This window comes from Nautilia lithotrophica, from assembly GCF_054656815.1.
On the sequence record NZ_BAAHXN010000001.1, the window covers coordinates 791619 to 814628 of the forward strand.

The following is a 23010-nucleotide window of genomic DNA, read 5'->3' on the forward strand; positions in this document are numbered from 1 at the left end:
TCTTTTTAATTTTTTTTTGATACTATTATTTGGTAAATTCCTAAAAGGAGAATAAATGTCTGAAATTATAAATCTCAAAAGAAGAAACTTTCTAAAAGGCTCAGCGGCTGCGGCTGCAGGTGTTACGCTTGCAAGTTCTTCAGCGTATGCTTTAAGTGCGTATAAAGATGCCGAAAGTGCTAAAGAGAAAAAAGAAAAGGACATCAAAAACGCAAAATACATTCCTACATTTTGTGGTATGTGTGTTAATATGTGTGGTGCTATAGCTAGAAATGTTGATGGAAAAGTTGTAAAATTAGATCCAAACCCTCTTTTTACAAAATCAAGAAACTTTTTATGTGCAAGAGGTAATGCCGGACTTGCGGCTCCATATGATCCTGACAGATTAAAATGGCCTCTTATTAGGGTAGGAAAAAGAGGTGAAGGTAAATTTAGAAAAGCTACTTGGGAAGAAGCGTATGAATATATTAGACAAAAGATGGTCAAAATTTACAATGAAGAGAAAGACAATAGAAGTGCTATAGCATTCGGTGCTGGTGCTGGTGCTGAAGAACCACTTTTTGCAACATTTGCAAATGGTGTAGGTAGTGCAATATTTGTTGACCATTTTACTACATGTTTTGCCCCTGCATTTATGGCTAATAAATTAACATATGGAAGTTGGGGTAGTGCTGACTTTAGAAGAAGCAAATATGTTTTAATGCTAGGTGCTAACAGAGCAGAAGCTATCGTAACTCCTGATACACTTGACCTTTTCAGAAGAGGACATAAAAGAGGAACAAAGATAGTGTATGTTGATGTAAGATATACAAATACTGCAGCACAAGCTGATGAATTTGTTCCAATTAAACCTGGAACAGACCTTGCACTAATGCTTGCTATGATCCATGAAACTATTAACAAAGGTTATTATAAAACTCCTTATAAAGCTGACTATTTAGCTAAAAACGCTGATGGTTTAGATGAATTAGTTGAATACTTTACAAATGGAGAAGGTAGTAAATATACACCTGAATGGGCTGAAAAAATTACTGATATTCCTGCTGATACTATCAGAAGACTTACAAAAGAATTTTCTGATGCGGCTGAAGAGAGTAAAGGTGCGGCAAACTGCTACAGAAGTAGAAAATCAACTTGGTATTATCAAGATTTTGATTTCAGACGTGCTCAAGCAATCTTTAATGTTTTACACGGATGTGTTAACAGACCTGGTGGTATATTACTTGGGCGCGGCCTTAAAGCTGAAAAATACGAATACGAAGATTTTCCAATTTATGACAATGCTCAAACAAGAATAGATATCGCCACAAACCCTAAAGGTGAATTCCCGCTATTAAACCCTACAAAAGGTAGCTGGCAGATTTTCAGAAACAAAGTGCATGAAATTAACACAAAATGGAAAAAAGGCGAAAAACTTGCTGATGGTGAATATCCTGTTAGAGGTATGTTTATCTACAGAGAAAACCCAATGCAGTCAGTTCCTGGATACGAAAAAACGGCAGAAATGTTTGATACAATGGATTTAGTGGTAGTGATAGACATCATTCCAAACGATACAGCAATGTATGCGGATGTTATTTTACCTGATACACCGTATCTTGAAAGAACTTCACCTATTAAATCATTTGGAACACTTTGTCAACCTGTAATTGGTTGGAGAAGTGCAACGATGGAACCAATGTATTCAACTAAACCGCTTTATAATATTATGAAAGAACTTAGTGAAAAAGTTGAAAAAGATTTAGCAGCTATTACATTCAAATATACTTGGGATGCTGATGAGATGGAAGTAGAACTTCCTGCTGATTTCAATGTTGCTAAATATCTGACTGATGAATTTGAAATTGATGAAGAAAAATTAAAAGCTGATATTAAAGACGAAAAACTTGTAGAAAAAATTCTTGAACATGCAGGTGAAGACGGATTAGACATTGCCACATTCAAACTTAGTGCGGCATATGAAAAAACTCCTGAAGAATTCAATGAAGAAGTAATGAGTGAAATTTATGGCAAAAAAGCTGCTGAAATTGCAAAAGAATATGGAGCTTACTGGCCTGGAATTGAAGATGCAATTGAAGAAGCTATTGATGAACACTTAAAAGTTCTTAAAAAAGATTATGAAGATAAAGCTGGTGCAGTATATGACCTATACGATAAATACTCAAAACTTCCAAAAGATTACTGCATTAAACCTAAAAAAGGTAAATGGATTAAACTTGCACTAAGAAACTTAGAAGGTAAAAAGTTCAAAAACCCTATTAACGGACAAGAAGAAACACTTTATAAATTCCCTAAATGGAGAGATTCATTATTTGAAGAACCTAAAGGAAATCAAGTAAGACTTGTAGTAGGAAGACATGGATACTTTACACAAAGTTCACATCCTAATAACTATCTGCTACTTGACCTTATGAACTATAACTACATCTGGATTAACGACGAACTTGCTAAAGAACTTGGCGTTAAATTTAAAGATGAAGTAGAACTTACTAACAGAACTGGTCAAAAAGTTATTGGAAAAGTATATCCAACTAAAAGAATAAGAAAAGATACTATTTTTGTTGCAACAGGTATGGGAAGTAAATCACCAATGCTTACACTTGGTGGAAATAACGGAATTTCTCAAGCTACAATTGCAGAAGATCATACTGATCCGATTATCGGAGCTGCAAGTATGAACGAAACTTTTGTAACAATTAGAAAGGTGTAAAAAATGGCTAATTACGCAATGGCATTAGAATATCAAAACTGTATAGATTGTAGAGCATGTGAAGTAGCATGTAAAGACGAAAACGGGGTAATGCTCGGTGCTGATAAGCAAAGGATTTGGGTTGGTATCGTTGAAGGTGGAACAACATTAGCCGATGCCTTTTTAAACTTTTATCCATCTCAATGTAACCACTGTGAAGACGCTCCATGTGTTACAGTATGTCCGACAGGTGCATCGCATTTTGCAGAAGGTGGAATTATAAAAGTTGATTATGATATGTGTATTATCTGTAAAGGTTGTATGGAAGCATGTCCATATGAAGCAAGATTTGTAGATGAAACTAAACATGCTGTTGATAAGTGCACATTCTGTGATGGAAGAATTCAAGAATACGGAACTACAGCATGTAGTGCGACATGTCCTACAAAAGTTAGAACATTTGGTGACCTTGAAGATCCAAACTCAGACATAGTTAAAGTTCTTGAACAAAGAGAATTTTTCGTTCTTAAAGAAGATGAAGGCACACTTCCTAAATTATTCTATCTAGTGCCAGAAGATGAAGAATACGCAAAAAGAACTCTTGGAAATGTAAAAAGACACAAATGGGCTGACTTTAAAGCCAAATATGAAGCTGAGGCTAACGCGAAAAAGCCTGAGTGGAAAAAAGCGTAAGGAGCTATTATGAATGAATACATTAATTGTTGCGGGCTTAATATAAGAAAAGTTAGTATTACACAACTTTTATTTAATAAAACTATGTTAATAGCTTACGTATTATTAGCTATTGGTATAATTGGGTGGTACGAAATCTATTCTCTTAGATTTTTTCATGATTTTGTAAATAATGCACAAGTTTTTGCAGCAGCTGGTAATTTAGAAGACACTAAACAAATTGCTATGGCTTTAAAAGAGCAAATCTTTCATTTAGAGCACATTGAAGAAGTAAATAAAGCAGAACCATGGGGTATTTTTGTATCTCAATATACTTACCTGTTATATGGTGGTAGTGCACTTATTTTCCTTACTGCTTTAGCAGAACTGTTCCATGTAAAAATAGCTCCTAAAGTTGCAGCAGCATTTATGACTTTTGGTATTGCTATGGCACTTGGTGGTATGACATCAATCGCTAGTGACTGGGGTAATCCAATTAACATTTATTGGATGGTGTTAAATCCTCAACCACAGAGTGGTATGTGGTTAATGCTACCGCTATATGCTGTTTATATACCATTTACTTTTATTGAAATTTATTTCTTGATTACAAATAAAAGAGAACTAGCAAGAAAACTTGCAGGTTTATTAGTAATTATGGGTATTATTATTGATTTTATTGAGTTTTATATCCAGGGTCTATTATTTAATTTAAATGATCCAAGACATTTATGGACAGATATTCCATTATTATGGTTATATTTCTTAATTTCAGGTGCGTTAACAGGTGTTGCAGGTGCAATGGTATTTTCATTTTTAGGATTAAAAAACAAACCATATTATGAAGAAACTATGAATTTATTGATCAAAGCAGGATTAATTTTAGCTATAGTTGCTGGTTTATATGAAGTAGTTAACTATATGAGTGTTGATCCAAAATGGACTTCACTAATTATAAGTGGAACTCCAGTTAGTCCAATGTATTGGACATGGATTATTTTAGGTATTGCTATTCCTGTTGTTTTATGGGCAACAAAAAATAAAACATTAGCTGTAATTGGTGCTATTTCAGCAATTATCGGAACATTTTTCATGAGACAAGCATTTATTTACGGGGGTAACATTGTTCCTATGAGTGATAGAGTTGACGGATTAGGTGATCAAGCAAATGGTGTATATCAATTAGCTGAACTAACTAATTATGCATATCTTCCACCTCATACAATGGAAGTATTAATTATTATTGGTTGTTTAGGTTTAGGTCTTGCAATTTATTCAATTCTTGACTCTTTATTTGCAGTAAGAGACGTAAACGACAACGTAGATCATTAATTTCCTGCCCTTTTGGGCTTTTTTTATAACACTTTTTGTGTCTGTCACTAAACCATCAACCATCAACCATCAACCATCAACCAATAACCAATAACTAATATACTATTAAATTTTTCTTATAAATGAGAGTTTTTATCTTTTTTTGTGTATAATAACTAAAAATTTTAAGGAGATTTTATGGCATTAGAACTAAATGCACAAAATTTTGCAGATACAGTAAAAAACAATGATGTTGTAGTAGTAGATTTCTGGGCACCTTGGTGTGGTCCTTGTAGAATGATTGCTCCAATTATTGAAGAGCTTGCAGAAGAATACAAAGAAAAAGGTGTAGTAGTAGGTAAAGTTAATACTGATGAAGCGCCTGAAATAGCTGGACAATTCGGAATTAGAAGTATTCCTACGGTAATTTTCTTCAAAAATGGTGAAGCGGTTGACGCAATGATTGGTGCTGCACCAAAACAAATGTATGTTGAAAAAATCGAAGCACTTCTTTCATAATTGAAAAGCAGATTTTTTTATACATTCAGCTCCTTTTTTGGAGCGTTAATGGTAGCTGCATTTTTCTTCTATTATAACTACAAATTTAAAGAGTATAAATTTCTTGATTTTAATAAAATTGTCCTTTACGAAAAACATAAAATTTTTGAACCGAAAGAAAAAGAATATACACTTATAATATTTTCGTCAAGAATGAATGACATAAATGAATTAGTAAAAAAAATAAATCCCAAATATCCCGTATTGGCAATCGATATTTACCAACAAAGAAAAGATTATAAAAATATAATCTATACAACTGCCGGAATAAATACTATAATTAAAATTATTCAATTTTTAAATATTTATCAAGTTCCTGTGGCATTAAATATAAAACAATACAACAAAAAATTATACAAACAAGACAGCCCTCTTGAAGTTATTGAAAATTGATAATGAAAAATGGAAATACATCCACTTTTCAATGTCAATTTAAGGAGACAAAATGTATGATGTTATTATCATAGGTGCAGGTCCTGGCGGGCTTAGTGCAGGACTTTATGCAGGAAGAATGGGACTTAATACGCTAATAATAGAAAAGCTTACACCCGGTGGACAAATTACACAAAGCAGTGAAATAGAAAATTATCCTGGTGTTTGCGAAGTAAAAAGCGGACTTGAACTAATGCAGTGCTGGCCGGAACAAACTATGAAATTCGGAGCTAAAATTATTAGTGAAGAAGTCCAACATATCGAAAAAAAAGATAATATTTTCCAGGTAAAAACATCTCAAAACGAATATCAAAGCAAAGCCGTAATACTTGCAACAGGTGCTACGCCTAAAAGAGCCGGATTTAAAGGCGAAGAAGAATACATCGGAAAAGGCGTAAGTTATTGTGCAGTATGTGACGGGTATTTTTATAAAAATATGGATGTAGCAGTTGTAGGCGGCGGAGACAGCGCACTTGAAGAAGCGTTATATCTCAGTAATATAGCTAAAAAAGTATACTTAATACACAGAAGAGATGAATTTAGGGCATCGCCTCTTACAATTGAAAAAGTTAAGAATAAAGAAAATATTGAAATTTTATACAATACTACGATTGAAGAAGTAAAAGGCACACCTTTTTTAAATACTGCTGTTATTAATCAAAAGGGAGAAACTAAAGAGCTGAAAGTTGACGGCGTTTTTGTATTTGTAGGAATGAATGTAAATTCTGCACTTGTAAAAGATATATGCGAATTAAACGAATATGGGGAAGTAAAAGTCGACCTTAATATGAAAACTTCACTAGATGGTCTTTATGCAATAGGAGATGTTAGGCAAAACAGTGTAAAACAGGTTGTAGCTTCTGCGGGCGATGGTTCGGTTGCGGCATTAAATGTGGTAAAATACGTAAAAAATTTAAAGGTCTAAAATGAAATACGGAATTGTAGGTGCGACAGGAAGAGTAGGTCAGCTACTTGTAAATATTATTAAAAACTCTGATGATTCACTTGGTGCAGTTATGTTTGAAGGGGAACAGACAATTGAATTTGAAAAAGACACAATAATTACGAATGATGCAAAAACACTTCTTGAAAACTGCGATATTGTAATTGATTTTTCAGCACCTGTAGCTACACAGGCACTTTTAGAAGCGGCTCTTGAAAATCCAAAGCCTCTTGTAATTGCAACAACTGGGTTAAATGACCACCAAAAAAATCTAATGCTTGAAGTATCGCAAAAAACAGCTGTTTTGTATGCGACAAATATGAGTTTAGGTGTTGCTATTTTAAATAAACTGGTATCAATGGTAAGTGAAAAATTAAAAGATTTTGATATAGAAATAGTAGAACAGCATCATAGATACAAAGTGGACGCTCCAAGTGGAACAGCTTTAACTCTTGCAGAAAGTTGTGCTAAAGCAAGAGGTCTTGATTTAAAAGAAGTTATGGTTACAGGAAGAAGCGGACATGTTGGTGCCAGAACAAAAGATGAAATCGGTGTATTTGCTGTAAGAGGCGGTGACGTTGTAGGACGCCATACTGTCGGATTTTACAATGAAGGCGAATTTTTAGAATTAAACCATACAGCAACAAGCAGAGAAACATTTGCAAGAGGTGCCATAAAAGTTTCAAAATGGCTAATTGATCAAGAGCCGGGGCTTTACTCAATAAATGATGCATTAGGAATATAAAGGATAATATATGTGTTCGGTAGTAGGTATTTACGGAAACGAAAATGCAAGCAAATTAGCATATTACGCTCTTTTTGCGATGCAGCACAGAGGTCAAGAAGCAGCTGGAATAAGCAGTAGTGACGGCAAACATATTAAAACTGTAAAAGACAGAGGACTTGTTACTCAAATTTTTAAAGAAGAACATTTTAAAATATTAAAAGGTAATATGGCTATAGGTCACACCAGATATTCAACGGCCGGTGATGATTCCATCCTTGATGCACAGCCTGTATTTGCAAGATACGGACTTGGAGAAATTTCAATTGTTCATAATGGAAATCTTGTCAATGCAAAAGAAATTAGAGACGAGCTTATAAAAATCGGAGCTATTTTTCAAACAAATATGGATACGGAAAACCTTATTCATTTGATTGCAAAAAATTATGAGAAAAAAAGATTAAAAGACAGAATCATAGATGCTGTAAAAAGAATAAAAGGTGCATTTTCATTAGTAATTTTAAGCAGAACCAAAATGTTTGTAATAAGAGATCCGTTTGGATTTAGACCTCTCTCACTTGGTAAACTAAAAAGCGGCGGATATATAGTTGCCAGTGAAACCTGCGCTTTTGAACTTGTGGGTGCCGAATATGTAAGAGACGTAAAACCCGGTGAAATGATTATATTTGAAAATGATGAAATTAAAAGCGAAATGATTTTTGACCCAATTCCTAAGCAGTGTATTTTTGAATACATTTACTTTGCCAGACCAGATTCTAATGTATTCGGCAAAAACGTATACAGCACAAGAAAACAGATGGGGCGAGAACTTGCAAGAGAACTACCTGTTGATGCCGATATGGTTGTGCCGGTGCCTGACAGCGGCGTTGCAGCCGCACTTGGATATGCGCAAGAAAGTGGTATTCCTTTTGAAATGGCAATTATGAGAAACCATTACGTGGGAAGAACTTTTATAGAACCTACACAGGAAATAAGGGATTTAAAAGTAAAAATGAAATTAAGCCCTATCAGACACAAAATTGAAGGTAAAAGACTGGTTGTTATTGATGATTCCATTGTTAGGGGAACTACAAGCAGAAGAATAGTAAGAATGCTAAAAGAAGCGGGCGCGAAAGAAGTGCATATGAGAATCGCAAGTCCTGCTACGACAGGTCCTTGTTATTACGGCGTTGACACTCCTACAAAAGAAGAACTTATAGCTTCAAGATTATCTACTGAAGAAATCGCAAAATATATTGAAGCGGATTCCCTTGCTTATTTGTCAATCGATTCTATCATCAAAGCTATAAAAGATAAAAAAGAAAATTATTGCTTTGCATGTTTTGACGGCGATTATCCTATTCTTTAAGAGAAATTTTCTCTTTTTTCTTGATTAAACCCAAACTTTTTGATATAAAGTGGCAAAAAAGAGGATAGATGAAGAGATTATATACTTTTGGAAAATATTTAAAGAAAAAATTTCACACCAATGTTAAAAAGGTTCCTATTTCGATTCCCGGATTTACATGCCCTAATATTGACGGGACCGTTGCAAGGGGCGGGTGTATATTTTGTGAAAATGAAAGCTTTTCACCGAATTTTGCAAAAGAAAGGATCACACTTAACCTTAAGTCAAAAGAAAATCCTCTTTTACAAAAGCAGCTAAATGCTCTTGAAGAGCAGTTTTTTAATACAATTCCAATATTGCAGAAATATTACAATACAAAAAAATATATAGTGTATTTTCAAAGTTTTACCAATACTTACGCACCCTTTGAAACACTCAAAACATTATATGAAAAAGCCCTCTCTTTTCCTGATGTTGTGGGAATCAGCATAGGAACGAGAACTGACAGCATTACCGATGAAACACTCGAATATCTGTATAGTCTCAGCAAAAAATACGAAGTATGGGTCGAATACGGAATTCAGAGTTCAAACGACGAAACACTTGAAAAAATAAACAGGGGGCATGATTTCACAAATGTAAAAGAAGTCGTAAAAAAAACAAAAGATTTAGGTTTAAATGTATGCGGACATCTTATTTTCGGCCTTCCCGGCGAAACCGTGGAAGATATGTTAAAAAGCGTAAAAGACACCATTGAATTAAACATTGATTCGATTAAATTTCATCCGTTATATGTTACGGAAAACACCCTTTTAGCCCTTGAATACAAAAAAGGAAATTTTACACCTATTGACGAACAGACATATATTGATACTCTTATAAAAGCTATAAAAATGCTGCCTGAAAATATTTCCATCCAAAGAATGACGGCAGGAAGTGAAAACCTGCTTGCACCTGAATGGTGCAGAAACAAAGCGCAGCAAATGAGCCATATTCACAGGGCATTAAGGGATGAGGGAATAAAATTATAAGTGAAAATTTCAATGGAAAATTTTACAATGCAAAAAGAAAAAATCCCCAACAGGTTCGACAAAGACGCAATTACATGGGATGATTTACCTCGTCGCGTTGAACTTGCAAAAGCAGTAGTTAGCAACATAATCCCACATTTAAAAGGAAATGAAAAAGTGCTCGAATTTGGATGTGGCACCGGGCTTGTGGGAATAAATATCACCCCTTATGTAAAAAATCTAACAGGAATAGATACTTCAGTCAAAATGATTGAAAAATTTAACGAAAAAGCAAAAAAACTTAATTTATCCGCAAAAGCTTATCAAAAGGATATTTTTGAAATAAATGAAAACTTTGATCTTGTCATTTCATCAATGACCCTTCATCACATCAAAGATATAAAGAAACTATCTAATAAACTATCCAAAATTACAAATTTTGCCATTTTAGCGGATTTAGTAAAAGAAGACGGAAGCTTTCATACAAGAGGAAATGATGATGTGATGCATTTCGGTTTTTCTTTAGAAGAACTGCAAACTTACTTCAGTGAATGGCAAATGGAATACAAAATTATTCATACAATTAAAAAACACAGGGATTTTCCTGTATTTTTGATAAAACTTTATAAATAATCAAGCCACATAGGTAAAAATTTTTGAGCCTTTTTAATTGTGGTAGTAGGTCCGTGTCCGGGAAGAATTCTTTTGTCATATGAAATTTCTAAAAATTTCTCAATGGATTTTTTCATATCTTTAGGATTTGAATAAGGGAAATCAACCCTTCCGATACTGCCGTCAAATATGAAATCACCGCTAAACATATCATCACCTATTTCAATGGTTATGCTTCCGGGTGTATGACCCGGAAAATGCCTTATTTTTACATTATACCCTTCAATATTGTATTCACCTTCATCAAGTAAAAAGTCAGGTTTTACTCTTGGCGGATTATAACCGAAGGGGTCGTTTTCAAGCATAAAAGCATCATTTTTATGAATATAAACGGGTATATTAAAATATTCTTTTATGGCTTTATCATCCCACATATGATCAAAATGCCCGTGAGTGTTTATAATGGCAACCGGGTCTTTGGCGTGAGTTTTTACAAACTCAAAAGCCCCTACCCCCGGGTCAATTATTATTTTTTTATCAACTATATAGCAGTTGGTATAAAATTCACCACAAGGCTTAACCAATATTTCCATTTCGCACCTTCTTATCTCTTACTTATCTCTTTTGGCTCTTACATGTCTCATTCGATTTACGCGGCCGCATAAGTTATTGCTCTTTTTTCCCTAATAACGTTTACTTTAATTTCACCCGGGAAACTAACTTCTTCTTCTATTCTTTTTGCAATATCCCTAGCCATTAATACGGCTTCATCATCATTTACAAGATCAGCTTCAACGATTACCCTGATTTCCCTTCCGGCGTTAAGGGCATATGCGTTTATTACGCCTATATAGCTTTTGGCAATGTTTTCAAGCGATTCTACCCTTTTTAAGAAAGCCTCAAGCACTTCCCTTCTAGCACCAGGTCTGGCGGCAGATAATGCATCTGCGGCACAAACGGCGGCTGATTCTATACTTGTAGGCTCTACATGGCCGTGGTGGGCTTTTATTGCATTTAAAACAACTTCGGGTTCTTTGTATCTTTTACATAAATCATACCCTAAAGTAACGTGATCCCCTCCAAAATCGTGAGTGAGGGCTTTTCCTATATCGTGTAACAGCCCGGCTCTTTTTGCAAGCATCTCATCACCACCCATTTCAGCAGCCATAATACCTGCCAAATGCGCAACTTCAAGTGAATGAGCAAGTGCATTTTGCCCGTAACTTGCTCTATATTTTAATCTTCCTATAAGTTTAACAATTTCCGGATGAATTCCCGCATTGGAAAGCCCAAGATCTATTAAAATTTCTTCACCTTCTTTTGTTACTTTTTCTTCAAATTCCTGAGTTACTTTTTCATATATTTCTTCAATACGTGCCGGCTGAATTCTTCCGTCTTCCACCAGCCTTTTAATAGTTTCAACAGCAATCTGGCGTCTGTAAATATTAAAACTGCTAACTGTCACAGCTCCAGGCGTATCGTCAATAATAATATCACAGCCTGTTACCATTTCGAGGGTTTTTACGTTTTTACCTTCTTTTCCGATTATTCTTCCCTTCATTTCATCATCGCCGATAGGAACAACATTTATAAGTCTCTCACCCGCAAAATCACCTGCATATCTTGTTGTTGCCTGGGCAATAATAAATTCAGCCTTTCTTTTTGCGTCATTTTCAGCTTCTTTTAAAATCTTTCTTGTTAAATGTGCGACCTCATCACGAAGTTCTTCTTCAGTTTTTTTAAGCAACATTTCTTTTGCTTCTTCTTTGGTAAGCCCTGCGCCATTTTCAAGAATTTTTTGTGCTTCTTGAAGTTTTTGTCTGTATTGTTCTTTTAATTTTTCAATTACTTCCCTCTCTTTACTAATCGCATCTATTTTCTTCTGAAGCTCTTCATCCTTTTTCATATGTTTTTCAATTAAATCCTCAATCTCTTCTTCTTTTTTAAGAATCTCATTTAATTTATTTTCATACTCTTGTTTAAGCTTCATTTCTTGAAGCTCATATGCGTTTTTAGCTTCAAGCTCCATTTCTTTTGCTTTTGTTTTTGTGTTTTCAAGAAGAATTTCAGCTTCATGCTCAATTGCTTTTGCTTTCGCTTTTGCCTGTTCTACATATATTTCATATTTTGCCGTATCCATTTTTTTGGCTATGACAAATCCCGCGAGAGCGGATAAAATCATAACGGCTAAAATTATTAAAACGCTCATTTCTACTCCTTTTATAAATATTAAAGCTTATATATTCATTTGCACGAACATCATGTTTTTCAGTTAATACGTTTTTTGAAAAACAGGGTTTAAGTTGCACAAACACCACTTTAGGCATATACCCCAAACTTTCAAAAAACCTGTCATACATACCTTTTCCAAAACCGATACGTCTAAATGTGGAATCTATCCCAACTACCGGAACTATTGCTAAATCGATTTTGATACGAGTTTTTTGCTTATTGACAGGTTCAAGTATTGAAAATTTTTTCTTTATAAGTGGTAATTGATATTTTACCATCTTAAAGCTTAAATCCTCCATAAATGGAACAAAAATATTCTTTTTTTCTCTTCTTAATTTTTTTAAAACCCAGTGAATATCCACTTCATTTTCCATAGGAATAAAAAAAAGTATATTTTTATACTCTTTACACAATTCGTAAAGTTGCCAACCTATCTTTTTTGAATAATAGTATTTATTAAATCTATTTATATTTAAACATATTTTTCTAAATTCATTTTTCATTACTTTCCCTTAAAAACGAATAACCTTTTAATAGGATATGTATTTAAGCTAATTTTGATAAAATTACGAAAAAGGAGTTTGTTTGAAATATATTTTAACATTTATTTTGATACTTTTTTTCACTGCATGTTCCAAAAATACAAAAACAGGTGAAAATCACATTAAAACTGAAACTAATCAAACCATTATTACACCGAAAACTAATAAAAATACAAAAAACAATAGTGATATTACAATAATTAAATTTGATAATTTTGAACTAAAATTCAAAAAAAACACTCTAATTTATCCAAAACAAAAAACAATAATCCTTTTTGATAACAACAATACTTATTCAAAAGCACAAGAACTTGTCCTAAAAAAATTAAACACAACATATTATAAAACAAACTCAACATACCTGGAAAACTATTTTAATATACAAACATATCCCACAATAGTGGTTTTAGATAAAAACAAAACGATAAAATATGAAAATTTCACACCTTATGAAATATTAAAAGCGGAAGGATTTTAGATGTTCTCAATTTTAAAAAAGGGACTTAACAAAACAAAAGAAGCGCTCCAAAGCGTTGTAGGATCACAAAAAAAAGAAAAAATATCAAAAGACTTAATTGAAGAAGCGCTTCTTGAAGCGGATATGGATTACGACCTTGTTGAAAAAATAATACAAAGACTTCCGGAAGAAGTAACAAAAGAAAAATTAAAAAAAGAGCTTTTATGGGTTTTTGATACACCAAAAAACGACATTGAAATCAACGACAAACCTTTTACGTTCTTAATTATCGGTGTTAACGGAGCCGGAAAAACCACAACAATTGCAAAACTTGCAAATAAATTTAAAAAAGAAGGCAAAAGTGTTATTTTAGGTGCCGCGGATACATTCAGAGCCGCAGCAATAGAACAGCTTACAAAATGGGCTGAAATACTTGATATTCCGATAGTCAAAACAAAACAGGGGCACGATCCAGCAGCTGTAACCTATGACACCATAGCAAGTGCAAAGGCCAAAGGCATTGATATCGCAATCATTGATACGGCCGGCCGTCTTCACAACAAAGTAAACCTTCAAAATGAACTTAAAAAAATCGTAAACGTTGCAAAAAAAGCCTATGAAAACGCACCTCATAAAATTATATTAATAATAGACGGAACACAGGGAAGCAGTGCCATTAATCAGGCAAAGGTATTTAAAGAAATAATAGGTGTGGACGGCGTAATTATTACAAAACTTGACGGAACTGCAAAAGGTGGAAGTGTATTTACAATCGCAAATGAATTAAGACTTCCTATTTATTTCGTAGGTGTTGGCGAAAAGCCGGAAGATTTAATCAAATTTGATAAAAACGAATTTATAGAAGGAATCCTTGAGGGATTGTATGACTGATATTATTTTTTATTTTGGATCAGTAGTTATCATCGCAGCTTTTATAGGGTTACTGATTATAAAATTTAAAGATGAAGATAATATAGATTTAAACAGGCATAAATGGATAATCATTTTATATATTATATTGCTCGTCGGGGCTATAGTAACATGGAGAGTTGCATATCTGCTAATAATTTCAAACACTCAGGAAATGATTAATTACAATGAAAATATACAAAGAGTAATAAATGGCTAAGAAAAAAACAATTTACGAATGTATTGAATGCGGATATAAAAGCGCAAAGTGGATGGGTAAATGTCCGGCATGCGGAGCATGGGACAGCTTTGTAGAAATAAAAGAAGAAAAAACATCTTCAAAATCTTCCGTTAAAAAAGCAAATGTTTTAAAATTTGAAGAAATAGAAAAAGAAGAAATTGAAAGATTCAGCTCTGGTGATAGTGAACTCGACCTTGTTTTAGGCGGAGGAATAGTGCCTGGAAGCCTTGTTCTAATAGGCGGAAGTCCCGGGGTCGGAAAATCAACGCTTATGATGAAACTGGCCGGAAATATTGATAAAAAAGTTTTATATGTAGCGGGAGAAGAAAGCCCGGGACAGATTAAAATACGCGCAGACAGACTCGGAATCAAAAATAAAGATCTTTTTTTAATGCCTGAAATAGTTGTGGAAAACATTCTTGATGAAATCAATAAAGGTTATGATTTAGTAATAATCGATTCAATTCAGACAATCTATTCCGAAAACCTTCAATCAGCCCCAGGAAGTGTTTCACAGGTCAGAGAAGCCACGTTTGAGCTTATGAGGGCTGCAAAAGAGACAAAAACCCCTATTTTTATCATAGGACACATCACAAAAGAAGGCTCAATTGCAGGACCGAGAGTCCTTGAACACATGGTTGATACGGTTTTGTATTTTGAAGGAGACGCCAGCAGGGAACTTAGAATATTAAGGGCTTTTAAAAACAGATTCGGCTCGACCAGTGAAATTGGAATATTTGAAATGACAAAACATGGTCTTACCAGCGCCAAAAACAAATCGTTTTTTTCCAAAAAAGCCCTTCCGGGAAGCGCAATAACCGTCGTTCTGGAGGGAACGCGCCCTATCGTTTTGGAAGTTCAGGCGCTTGTTAGCGAGAGTTACTCAATCCCGAAAAGAAGCGCCACAGGGTTTGATTTGGCAAGACTGAATATGATTTTGGCACTTCTTGAAAAAAAACTGAACCTGCCTTTTAACCAATACGATGTATTTATTAACGTAACCGGCGGTATCAAGATAAACGAACCCGCCGCGGATCTGGCTGTAATAGCTGCAATCGTTAGCAGTTTTAGGGACAGAAAAATCAGCAAAGAAAGCGTGTTTATCGGAGAAGTCAGCCTTGTAGGCGATATAAGAGACGTCCCGGGACTTGATCAGAGAATAAAAGAGGCGGCAAATCTTGGATTTACAAAAGCCATAGTCCCAAGTAAGCCTATGGAAGAGTCTATTAAATGTTACGAGGTAAAAGAAGTTGAAAAACTTCTTGAATGGATGTGATTATTTATAAAAATATTCTATACCACATCCTATTGATTTAGATGTATAATCATTGGTGTTGTCGTTTGAATTATTATTTAAATAGGAGAGAGACAAATAATAAGACATTTTTGCCGAATATTTTTTATTTAAAATCAAATCCATTGAGTTTTGAATATCTTTTCTGTTTGTATTTATATCCTCATCAATATTATCAAACTTAATTCTGTTGTATGAATAAATCGCACTTACAAAATAATTTTTAGGAAGCATTTGATGAACTGACAATACCAAGCCTACAGATTTTGAATCATAATTCTCACCATTTGTAAGATCTCTTGTATATTTTATTTTAGCACTTAAATAAGTTGTGTAATCATCAATAATTAAAGATTTTCTTTTTAATTTCTGTGCCAAACTGAAATAATGGGTATATCCATTTTTATTCTCTGCAGAGTCCACATCATTGTAATATACGTTTCTTGAATAATTATAAGTAACCTCCGTCCATTTATTAAAATCCCAGTAATAATCCACTCCAACGCCAAAACCTACAATGGAAGAAAACTCTTTACCATCTAAAAAATTATGTGTAAGAGTAATTTGATCTTTTAATGTAAATTTATCTTTATAAAAGTTTTGAGAAAATGATAAATGAATTGAGTTACTATCATACATTTTCACATCTGTATATTTATTGCCGAATACACCGAAACTGAAATAATTGTTTGTATTTTCTTTCAATATATTTTTACTAATCTGTATTCCATAATTAAAGCTTAAATCATTCTTTTTGCTAATTTCTTCGCTGTTTTCACCAACCAATGAAGCATTCGTAGTATATTTTGCGCCGAATGTAAGATATATATTATATTTATTATCTGTTTGATATATGCTTAATGCACTTAAGTTGTTTAATATTTTATTTATATTGGTAATATTATGTATTTTTCTTAACATTTCTACATTTGTATATACTAATTTTAAATAATTGTTCTCTTGTGCCTTATAAATATTGTCAGTAGTAAATTTAACGTTTTTAATAATAACTTGCCCCTCTTTTTCTTCAAAAGAAACATGAATATCAAAAGTTATACTCTCATCATATAAGGAAACGGCTTTAATCGTAAAAATCCCATAATTTCCGGTAAGTTTTTTAATAATAATCTGCCTTATTGCGGCAAAGTTCCATAAAAACTTGGTCTCTTTTTTGTAATTCGCAATCTCTTTTTTAACTTTATTTTCAATAACAATTCCAGACAATGTTTTATCAGCTTTTAACATAAAAAATATCCCGTTAACAATTTCTTTTGTTAGTTGATTATTTGTATAGGCAAACACTGATAAAGCAAATAAAAAGATAAAAACAACCTTTCTCATTTCTCATCCTTTATTTGGTTTTTTGTATTATTGGAGAATTTAACATTTTTTCTGTTTCTCTGATTTTAGCAAGTTCATCTTTCGGAATATTTTCTTCACTTCCGTATTTTTTTATAAGTAACTCTTTAGCGTGTTGTAAGCTCTGCATATAAGCATTGTTGACAATATTTTCAAGCTGCCCGCTTTCCAATACGTCTTGAGAATTTATTAATGCTTTAGTAAGCTGAAGTTTTTGATACTCATCAGCTGGAATATTTTCTTCCCCACCATATTTATTAATCAAATATTTCTCTCTTTGTTTTATTGCATCTTTTAATGCATCGTTTATTGCTCTTTGCATATTTTCCGTTTCTTCTATACTATTTAAATTCGCCATGGCTTGTTCTAATCTTAATTTCTGATATTCATCCGGAGGAATTTTGTCATATGAGCCATACTGGGTAATTAAATATTTTTCTCTTTGTTTTAATGAATCATTCAAAGCATTGTCGATTGCTTCATTCATTTCTTCAGGCGTAAAACTTTCACCCAAATTTAAAATTCCTTCTTTAATTAAATACTTTTGATATTCATCCGGAAACATATCTTTTAAAATTTCAGAAGCCCTGTCGTTTTTTAAATATTCTCTTTCGGAAGTTTTGGACTGACACATATAATCCCATTCCGGCCATCTGCAGCATGACTTATACCCATCATATACTGAACAATTATATGCAAGCCCACCTCTGCATTCCACAAACGCATTGGCATTAAGATAATTTACACATAAACACATCGTTAAAATCATTTTTTTTAAATGTTTCATTTATTCCCCTTTTTTATGGAATTTTTTAAAATTATTTACAATTTTTTTACGAATTTCATTAACCTATGTTAACATTTTATTAATATATATTTAATAAAAGGCTGAAAATGTATGATAAATTACAAAGCTTTTTATCCAAATATGTGAAATTAAATAAATTAGAATGGCTGATTATTAAAAATAGATCAAAAGTCGTCAAATTTAAAAAAAAGGAAATTATTCACTTTGCAGGAGATGTATGTAAAAAGGCATATTTTGTAAATTCGGGCTTATTAAGAGGTTATATTATAGATAAAAAAGGAAACGAATATACTTGGCATATTTTTTTTAATGATGAGTATGCAAGATTAAGTAATGTTTTTGCTTTTGATTATGAAAGTTTTTTAAATAACACACCCTCTAAAATATTTATTGAAGTTTTAAAAGATTGTGAGCTTATTGAATTTGACAAAAAAGATGTAGATTTTATATTTAACCATACTAAAGCTGGACAAAAACTTGGACGTCTTTTTGCCGAAGAAGCTTATTCTACATTACATAATTACATAATTTCTTATACAATTGACACAGCAGAAGATAAACTTTTATATTTTCTATCACATTCTGCACACTGGTTTGATTTAGTCCCACAACATATGATTGCCACACACCTTGGCATAAGACCTCAGTCATTAAGCAGGCTAAAAAAGAAATTAAACGGAAAACTGCAAAAAAAACTTTAAATTATTTAACTTTTTGATAATAGTATTCTTCTAATAGTTCATACGATTCTTTTACTCTCGTAAATTTTTTGGCATAAATTTTTTGGATTAGTTCGGGTTTTTGGCGGTGAAGGTCTGGATGGTATTTTTTTGCAAGTCTTCTATATTCTTTTTTTATTTTGTCAAATTCATAAATAGTCGATACACCAAAAAGCTCAAGTGCGTTTCTTACTTTATTTAAATACTCTTTTAAAGAGCCTTCCACACTGAAGTTTTTAGTATATGAAAACTCATCTTCATTAATATTAAATATTGTTTTATATCCCATAATAGAATGCTTGGCAGCAAGAGCGCTTACGATTCTCTGTGATTCTTCATTAAAAGTTATTACCAATCTTTCATTATTCATATCTATAAGATCAAATAAAAAAAGCCCTTTAATGTAATTATAAACAGGTTTTTTAGGATTGGCAAAAAGTATTTCAAACTCTTTGCTTGAAAGTTTTCTTATTGTAATGTATATAGCTTTTTCATCAAAAGTAACAGAATATTTTTTTATTTTTATAATTAAATCTTTTTTATAGTTTAAAAGAAGTTTATGAAGTAGGTTTTCATCTTCGCCTTTTTGCTTTTTATACATATTGGCAATAGCCTGCAGAAGCAGTTTGTGTTTTCTGACATTTTTTTTATCATAAAAAATTTTATACTGATTATCGTTTATCTCAAGTTTGTTAAAAGAAAGTCTTATAAATTCTATAAAACCTTTTATCTTAAATCTCGAATCTATAACAACTTCAATATTCTCACCTATGTTTATTTCAAATACCTTATCCGTCATCTCTCTTCGCTATTATTAAAGTGGCAATTGGAAATATGAGTTTTTGTTTTTTAACAATCCTAAATCCTTCAAGGTTATTTATAATTTCCTCTTCTTTTAATGAATCTATACTTTTTCCCAGCAATTTATATTCCTCTTTCATTCCAAGAAGTATTCCGGCTATTAAAGGAACTATTTTATTCATATACCAAAGTATCGGTTTTGCAATAATGCTGTCACTTTTCACCATTTCAACTATTGCAAAATATCCGCCAGGTTTTATATGTTTTTTAAGATTTTCCATCCCTTTTTTCAAATTATCAAAATTTCTAAGCGCCATAAACGCCGTCACTAGATCAGCTTTTTCTTCTATTTGCATATTTTCTGCGGTATCTTGAATTATAATGATTTCATGATTGTTTTTTTTCATTCTTATATGAGGGCTTGCTTGAAAAACAACTTCAAAATCTTCTTTTTTAAACCCTTTTTTTTGGAATTTTTCTACCATTATTTTGACCATTTCGGCGCTTGGCTCAATAAAATACATTTTTTCAAAATTAAGTTTTGACATCTCACCCGTTGCACTCGCCACATCTATCAAAACGCCGTTTTTAATATGTTTTTTTATCTCTCTTATAAACATCCACCGCCAAAGTTCTTCAATTCCGAAACTAACTATTTTAGTGGCAAAATCATACTTTTTAGCAAGTTTATCGTATATTTTTACATCCATACTATCTCCCAAACACAATCAAATCATCACCGATATTTGTGTGTAACATTTCAAATTCGTCTTCACTTCTGAAATTAAACCTATTTGCAAATTTAGGACTTATTATAAACACTTTCCAGTCAACCATATCTTTTATTTCATTATAAAGCCTCTCGCCGCCTTCTATCATTATAAACTTATAATCATTCATTCTCTCAAGCGTATCTTCCACAAACACTTTCCTATCAGGAATCTTGAAAAGCGGAATATCCCTCTCAATCCCGTCGTTTTTTGTATAAATCAAAACATCAGGCGCCCTGCCGCCCACTCTTCTGGCATCGAGTGTGGGTCTATCAATCCTTACTGTGTTACCTCCGATAACAAGCAGATCGATTTTATCCCTTACTTTATGCACCCATTTAAGAGAACTCTCAGAACTTATGTATCCGCCTGTAATCGCCCCATTCATTGTAAGAGCAAGTTTATAAAACACAAACCTTTTTTGCCATTTTATAAACGGCTCTATTAAATCATAACATCTTTTGTCATTCATAATATTTACTTTAATTCCGGCGTTTTTTAAAATCTCGGCACCCCCACCATGCCCTTCAATAGGATCAGGCCAGCCGATTGTGACACTTTTTGGCTTTAAGTGTTTTAAAAGATTTGCGCAAGCCGGGGTTTTTCCTTTATGGGCGCACGGCTCAAGCGTTACGTAAACGTTTGCTCTGTTAAAAAACCCGTTGTGGTTTTGAAGCAAAAACTCATGTATTTCATGTGATTTTTCAAGTTCCGGCACTTTATTAAAAGCCCTGAAGGCATTCCAAAGCGCATTAACCTCTGCATGGGGACTTCCGGCTTTTTTGTGAACGCCTGTAAAAAGCTGATTGTTTACAATTACGGCCGCCCCCACCGCAGGGTTCGGATATGTCAGAAACTGGTATTTCCATGCTTCCTTTATAATCAGATCAAATATGTAATTTTTCATTTTTCACTTTACACTTTTCACTTATCATCGTATTTATAAGTATTCCACTCGATATATGTCTTGGCTTTTTTAATATTTTCAAAAGGCACCTTTTCTTTTCCTATTTCCGCCACGTTGTCATTAAAACTTTTAAGCACGCCTTTTATTTTCTGCCCTTCTGTGGTTGTCACTTTTACGTTTTCGCCTATACTTTTTGCAAAATGTTCGGGTTTTGTAAGTTTTCTCTCAAGTCCCGGTGAGCTTACTTCAAGAAAATATTTGCCTTCTACAGGGTCTTCTATATCAAATATAGGGGAAATAAGATTGTTTATTTTTGCGCAGTCGTTAAGTGAAACGCCGCCCGGTTTAGTTATATAAACCCTGAAATATTTATGCCCGCCTTCCTCGCTCAATTCTATATCATATAAATCACACCCGTTGTCTTCAACGATGTTTTTTATTACGTCATTTAATTCACTTCTGTTCATTAAATTCCTTTTTTATTTAATTATATCATTTTTGATTGATTATTTTGAAATTACAGGTATCTTGAAAGATATTTCGCAACCGCGTCTTCATCGTTTGTATGCGGAAGAATTAAATCGGCTCTTTTTTTTACCTCTTCAAGTGCGTTTTTTACCGCAATTGATTTTCCGGCATATTCGAACATTCCTATGTCATTTAAACTATCGCCAAATACCGTGACATCTTTTGTTTCTACTTCCATAATATCTTCAAGTTCTTTAAGTGCATGAGCTTTGTCACCAAGAGGATGAAGAAGTGTTAAAAACCAGCACTCCATATAAGGGTCTTTACTAAGCTTCGTTTCAAGTTCAAATGTGTTTTTGATTTTGTTTTCAATTTTTTTAAGAAGATGCTCTTCACCTAAATAAACCATTTTAAGATTGTGTTTTAGTGCCCTTAAATTTTCAATATTCAAAACCCTGCTGTCGTTTTTATAATTTTGCAGAAGTTCTTCTTGGTATCTGTTAATTTTTTTTGGATAAAGAAACTTTTCATTTCCGATTTCTTCAAAACCGACAATAAGAGGTCTTTCATCAAACTCTTTTTCTATTAAATCAATAACTTCATCACCGGTTTTTTTATCTATATCGTTTATTTTAATAACCCGGCCTTTGGAATCTGCAATCATAGCCCCGTCAAGTAAAACCATAGGATATTTTAGATTAAGTCCTTTTAATAAAGATGTAGAACCTTTATAACTCCTTGCAGTGGCAATGGTCAAAGGAAAGGGAAAATTGTTCCAAATGTTTTTACTGAATTCGCTAATGGTAAGATCGCTTCTTAAAAACGTCTTATCAAGATCGGTTACAAAAATCATTTATCTTTTTTAGAAATTTTTTCAAACAATTCTTCCATTTTATTTTCACGCTCAAGCAGTTCGTCAAACGTAAAAGTAAGATTTGGCACTTTAAACCAGCCAGTGGCTTTTAGGCAGTAGTTTTGAATATAACCTCTTGCTTGTTTTAGCTGTTTGAGGCTTGCACGCTGTTCTTTGTCGTTTAAATAGCTTTTTTCAAGATAAACCTTAGCGTCGCTTCCATCTCTTGAGCATACAACGTCCACAACGCTTAAGCCTCTTATTCTGCTATCATTCATCTGAGAAAGAGCCTCAGGAATTATTTCTCTGAGAATTGACTCTTTTCTTTGGACTTTAATACTTTTGCCCATT

26 protein-coding genes are annotated in these 23010 nt (G+C 33.0%); 15 read left to right on the forward strand and 11 right to left on the reverse strand.

Annotation, left to right across the window (positions count from 1 at the left end; genetic code table 11):
• Positions 1-55 precede the first annotated feature (55 nt).
• From ACYQ19_RS04055 to ACYQ19_RS04100, 10 genes are all read left to right on the forward strand, one after another.
• A complete protein-coding gene (locus tag ACYQ19_RS04055; RefSeq protein WP_459978140.1) occupies positions 56-2710 on the forward strand; it encodes a molybdopterin-dependent oxidoreductase in 2655 nt (884 codons plus the stop codon).
• A 3-nt stretch (positions 2711-2713) separates the two neighbouring features.
• Positions 2714-3382 carry a 4Fe-4S dicluster domain-containing protein gene (locus ACYQ19_RS04060; protein WP_459978141.1) on the forward strand — a complete coding sequence of 223 codons (669 nt, stop codon included), beginning with the start codon at positions 2714-2716 and terminating at the stop codon, positions 3380-3382.
• A 9-nt stretch (positions 3383-3391) separates the two neighbouring features.
• Positions 3392-4693, forward strand: coding sequence for a sulfide reductase (locus tag ACYQ19_RS04065; protein ID WP_459978142.1), 1302 nt, complete (start codon positions 3392-3394; stop codon positions 4691-4693).
• A 177-nt stretch (positions 4694-4870) separates the two neighbouring features.
• Complete coding sequence (gene trxA, locus ACYQ19_RS04070) at positions 4871-5191, forward strand: thioredoxin (protein ID WP_459978143.1); 321 nt, start codon at positions 4871-4873, stop codon at positions 5189-5191.
• 48 nt (positions 5192-5239) lie between these two features.
• Complete coding sequence (locus ACYQ19_RS04075; protein WP_459978144.1) at positions 5240-5623, forward strand: hypothetical protein; 384 nt, start codon at positions 5240-5242, stop codon at positions 5621-5623.
• Positions 5624-5675: 52 nt separating this feature from the next.
• Complete coding sequence (gene trxB, locus ACYQ19_RS04080) at positions 5676-6587, forward strand: thioredoxin-disulfide reductase (protein WP_459978145.1); 912 nt, start codon at positions 5676-5678, stop codon at positions 6585-6587.
• Between the two features lies 1 nt (position 6588).
• Positions 6589-7350 (forward strand): 4-hydroxy-tetrahydrodipicolinate reductase, encoded by a 762-nt coding sequence (gene dapB / locus ACYQ19_RS04085; RefSeq protein ID WP_459978146.1) that lies wholly within the window; start codon positions 6589-6591, stop codon positions 7348-7350.
• 10 nt (positions 7351-7360) lie between these two features.
• Positions 7361-8698, forward strand: a complete 1338-nt coding sequence (gene purF / locus ACYQ19_RS04090) for an amidophosphoribosyltransferase (RefSeq protein ID WP_459978147.1) — start codon at positions 7361-7363, stop codon at positions 8696-8698.
• A gap of 68 nt (positions 8699-8766) precedes the next feature.
• Positions 8767-9708 carry a tRNA modification radical SAM protein MnmL/YtqA gene (mnmL, locus tag ACYQ19_RS04095; RefSeq protein ID WP_459978148.1) on the forward strand — a complete coding sequence of 314 codons (942 nt, stop codon included), beginning with the start codon at positions 8767-8769 and terminating at the stop codon, positions 9706-9708.
• Between the two features lie 12 nt (positions 9709-9720).
• Complete coding sequence (locus ACYQ19_RS04100; protein ID WP_459978149.1) at positions 9721-10320, forward strand: class I SAM-dependent DNA methyltransferase; 600 nt, start codon at positions 9721-9723, stop codon at positions 10318-10320.
• Here the strand turns inward: ACYQ19_RS04100 and ACYQ19_RS04105 are convergent.
• The 3 genes from ACYQ19_RS04105 to ACYQ19_RS04115 are packed head-to-tail and all read right to left on the reverse strand — an operon-like array spanning position 10311 to position 13034.
• Complete coding sequence (locus tag ACYQ19_RS04105) at positions 10311-10892, reverse strand: MBL fold metallo-hydrolase (RefSeq protein ID WP_459978150.1); 582 nt, start codon at positions 10890-10892, stop codon at positions 10311-10313. The genes ACYQ19_RS04100 and ACYQ19_RS04105 overlap by 10 nt on opposite strands.
• Before the next feature lie 56 nt (positions 10893-10948).
• On the reverse strand, positions 10949-12508 hold the full coding sequence (rny, locus tag ACYQ19_RS04110) for a ribonuclease Y (RefSeq protein WP_459978151.1): 1560 nt from the start codon (positions 12506-12508) through the stop codon (positions 10949-10951).
• A complete protein-coding gene (locus ACYQ19_RS04115) occupies positions 12420-13034 on the reverse strand; it encodes a 5-formyltetrahydrofolate cyclo-ligase (protein ID WP_459978152.1) in 615 nt (204 codons plus the stop codon). Before ACYQ19_RS04115 ends, rny begins: the two co-directional genes overlap by 89 nt.
• Before the next feature lie 82 nt (positions 13035-13116).
• On the opposite strand from ACYQ19_RS04115, the gene ACYQ19_RS04120 reads away from it, so the two are divergent.
• Genes ACYQ19_RS04120 through radA form a run of 4 tightly spaced genes read left to right on the forward strand, consistent with a single transcriptional unit; the run spans position 13117 to position 15956 of the window.
• Entirely contained in the window at positions 13117-13551 is a 435-nt protein-coding gene (locus ACYQ19_RS04120) for a hypothetical protein (RefSeq protein WP_459978153.1), read from the forward strand.
• Positions 13552-14421: a signal recognition particle-docking protein FtsY gene (gene ftsY, locus ACYQ19_RS04125; protein WP_459978154.1), complete on the forward strand. Its 870-nt coding sequence runs from the start codon at positions 13552-13554 to the stop codon at positions 14419-14421.
• On the forward strand, positions 14414-14659 hold the full coding sequence (locus tag ACYQ19_RS04130; RefSeq protein WP_459978155.1) for a hypothetical protein: 246 nt from the start codon (positions 14414-14416) through the stop codon (positions 14657-14659). Before ftsY ends, ACYQ19_RS04130 begins: the two co-directional genes overlap by 8 nt.
• Complete coding sequence (gene radA, locus ACYQ19_RS04135; RefSeq protein WP_459978156.1) at positions 14652-15956, forward strand: DNA repair protein RadA; 1305 nt, start codon at positions 14652-14654, stop codon at positions 15954-15956. Before ACYQ19_RS04130 ends, radA begins: the two co-directional genes overlap by 8 nt.
• On the opposite strand, the gene ACYQ19_RS04140 is transcribed toward radA, so the two are convergent.
• Together ACYQ19_RS04140 and ACYQ19_RS04145 are read right to left on the reverse strand one after the other, a co-directional pair.
• Entirely contained in the window at positions 15957-17315 is a 1359-nt protein-coding gene (locus ACYQ19_RS04140) for a hypothetical protein (RefSeq protein WP_459978157.1), read from the reverse strand. It abuts the gene before it with no gap.
• Between the two features lie 10 nt (positions 17316-17325).
• On the reverse strand, positions 17326-18120 hold the full coding sequence (locus ACYQ19_RS04145; RefSeq protein ID WP_459978158.1) for a hypothetical protein: 795 nt from the start codon (positions 18118-18120) through the stop codon (positions 17326-17328).
• 107 nt (positions 18121-18227) lie between these two features.
• On the opposite strand from ACYQ19_RS04145, the gene ACYQ19_RS04150 reads away from it, so the two are divergent.
• Positions 18228-18842, forward strand: a complete 615-nt coding sequence (locus ACYQ19_RS04150) for a Crp/Fnr family transcriptional regulator (protein WP_459978159.1) — start codon at positions 18228-18230, stop codon at positions 18840-18842.
• A 1-nt stretch (position 18843) separates the two neighbouring features.
• Here ACYQ19_RS04150 and ACYQ19_RS04155 read toward each other — a convergent pair whose 3' ends face one another.
• Genes ACYQ19_RS04155 through rbfA form a run of 6 tightly spaced genes read right to left on the reverse strand, consistent with a single transcriptional unit; the run spans position 18844 to position 23009 of the window.
• Entirely contained in the window at positions 18844-19659 is an 816-nt protein-coding gene (locus ACYQ19_RS04155; RefSeq protein ID WP_459978160.1) for a DnaJ domain-containing protein, read from the reverse strand.
• Entirely contained in the window at positions 19649-20371 is a 723-nt protein-coding gene (locus ACYQ19_RS04160) for a class I SAM-dependent methyltransferase (protein WP_459978161.1), read from the reverse strand. Before ACYQ19_RS04160 ends, ACYQ19_RS04155 begins: the two co-directional genes overlap by 11 nt.
• A gap of 1 nt (position 20372) precedes the next feature.
• On the reverse strand, positions 20373-21338 hold the full coding sequence (gene ribD / locus ACYQ19_RS04165) for a bifunctional diaminohydroxyphosphoribosylaminopyrimidine deaminase/5-amino-6-(5-phosphoribosylamino)uracil reductase RibD (protein WP_459978162.1): 966 nt from the start codon (positions 21336-21338) through the stop codon (positions 20373-20375).
• Between the two features lie 17 nt (positions 21339-21355).
• Positions 21356-21805 carry a ribosome maturation factor RimP gene (locus tag ACYQ19_RS04170; protein WP_459978163.1) on the reverse strand — a complete coding sequence of 150 codons (450 nt, stop codon included), beginning with the start codon at positions 21803-21805 and terminating at the stop codon, positions 21356-21358.
• A gap of 50 nt (positions 21806-21855) precedes the next feature.
• Entirely contained in the window at positions 21856-22659 is an 804-nt protein-coding gene (locus tag ACYQ19_RS04175) for an HAD-IIB family hydrolase (protein WP_459978164.1), read from the reverse strand.
• Positions 22656-23009, reverse strand: coding sequence for a 30S ribosome-binding factor RbfA (gene rbfA / locus ACYQ19_RS04180; protein WP_459978165.1), 354 nt, complete (start codon positions 23007-23009; stop codon positions 22656-22658). Before rbfA ends, ACYQ19_RS04175 begins: the two co-directional genes overlap by 4 nt.
• Between the last annotated feature and the right edge of the window lies 1 nt (position 23010).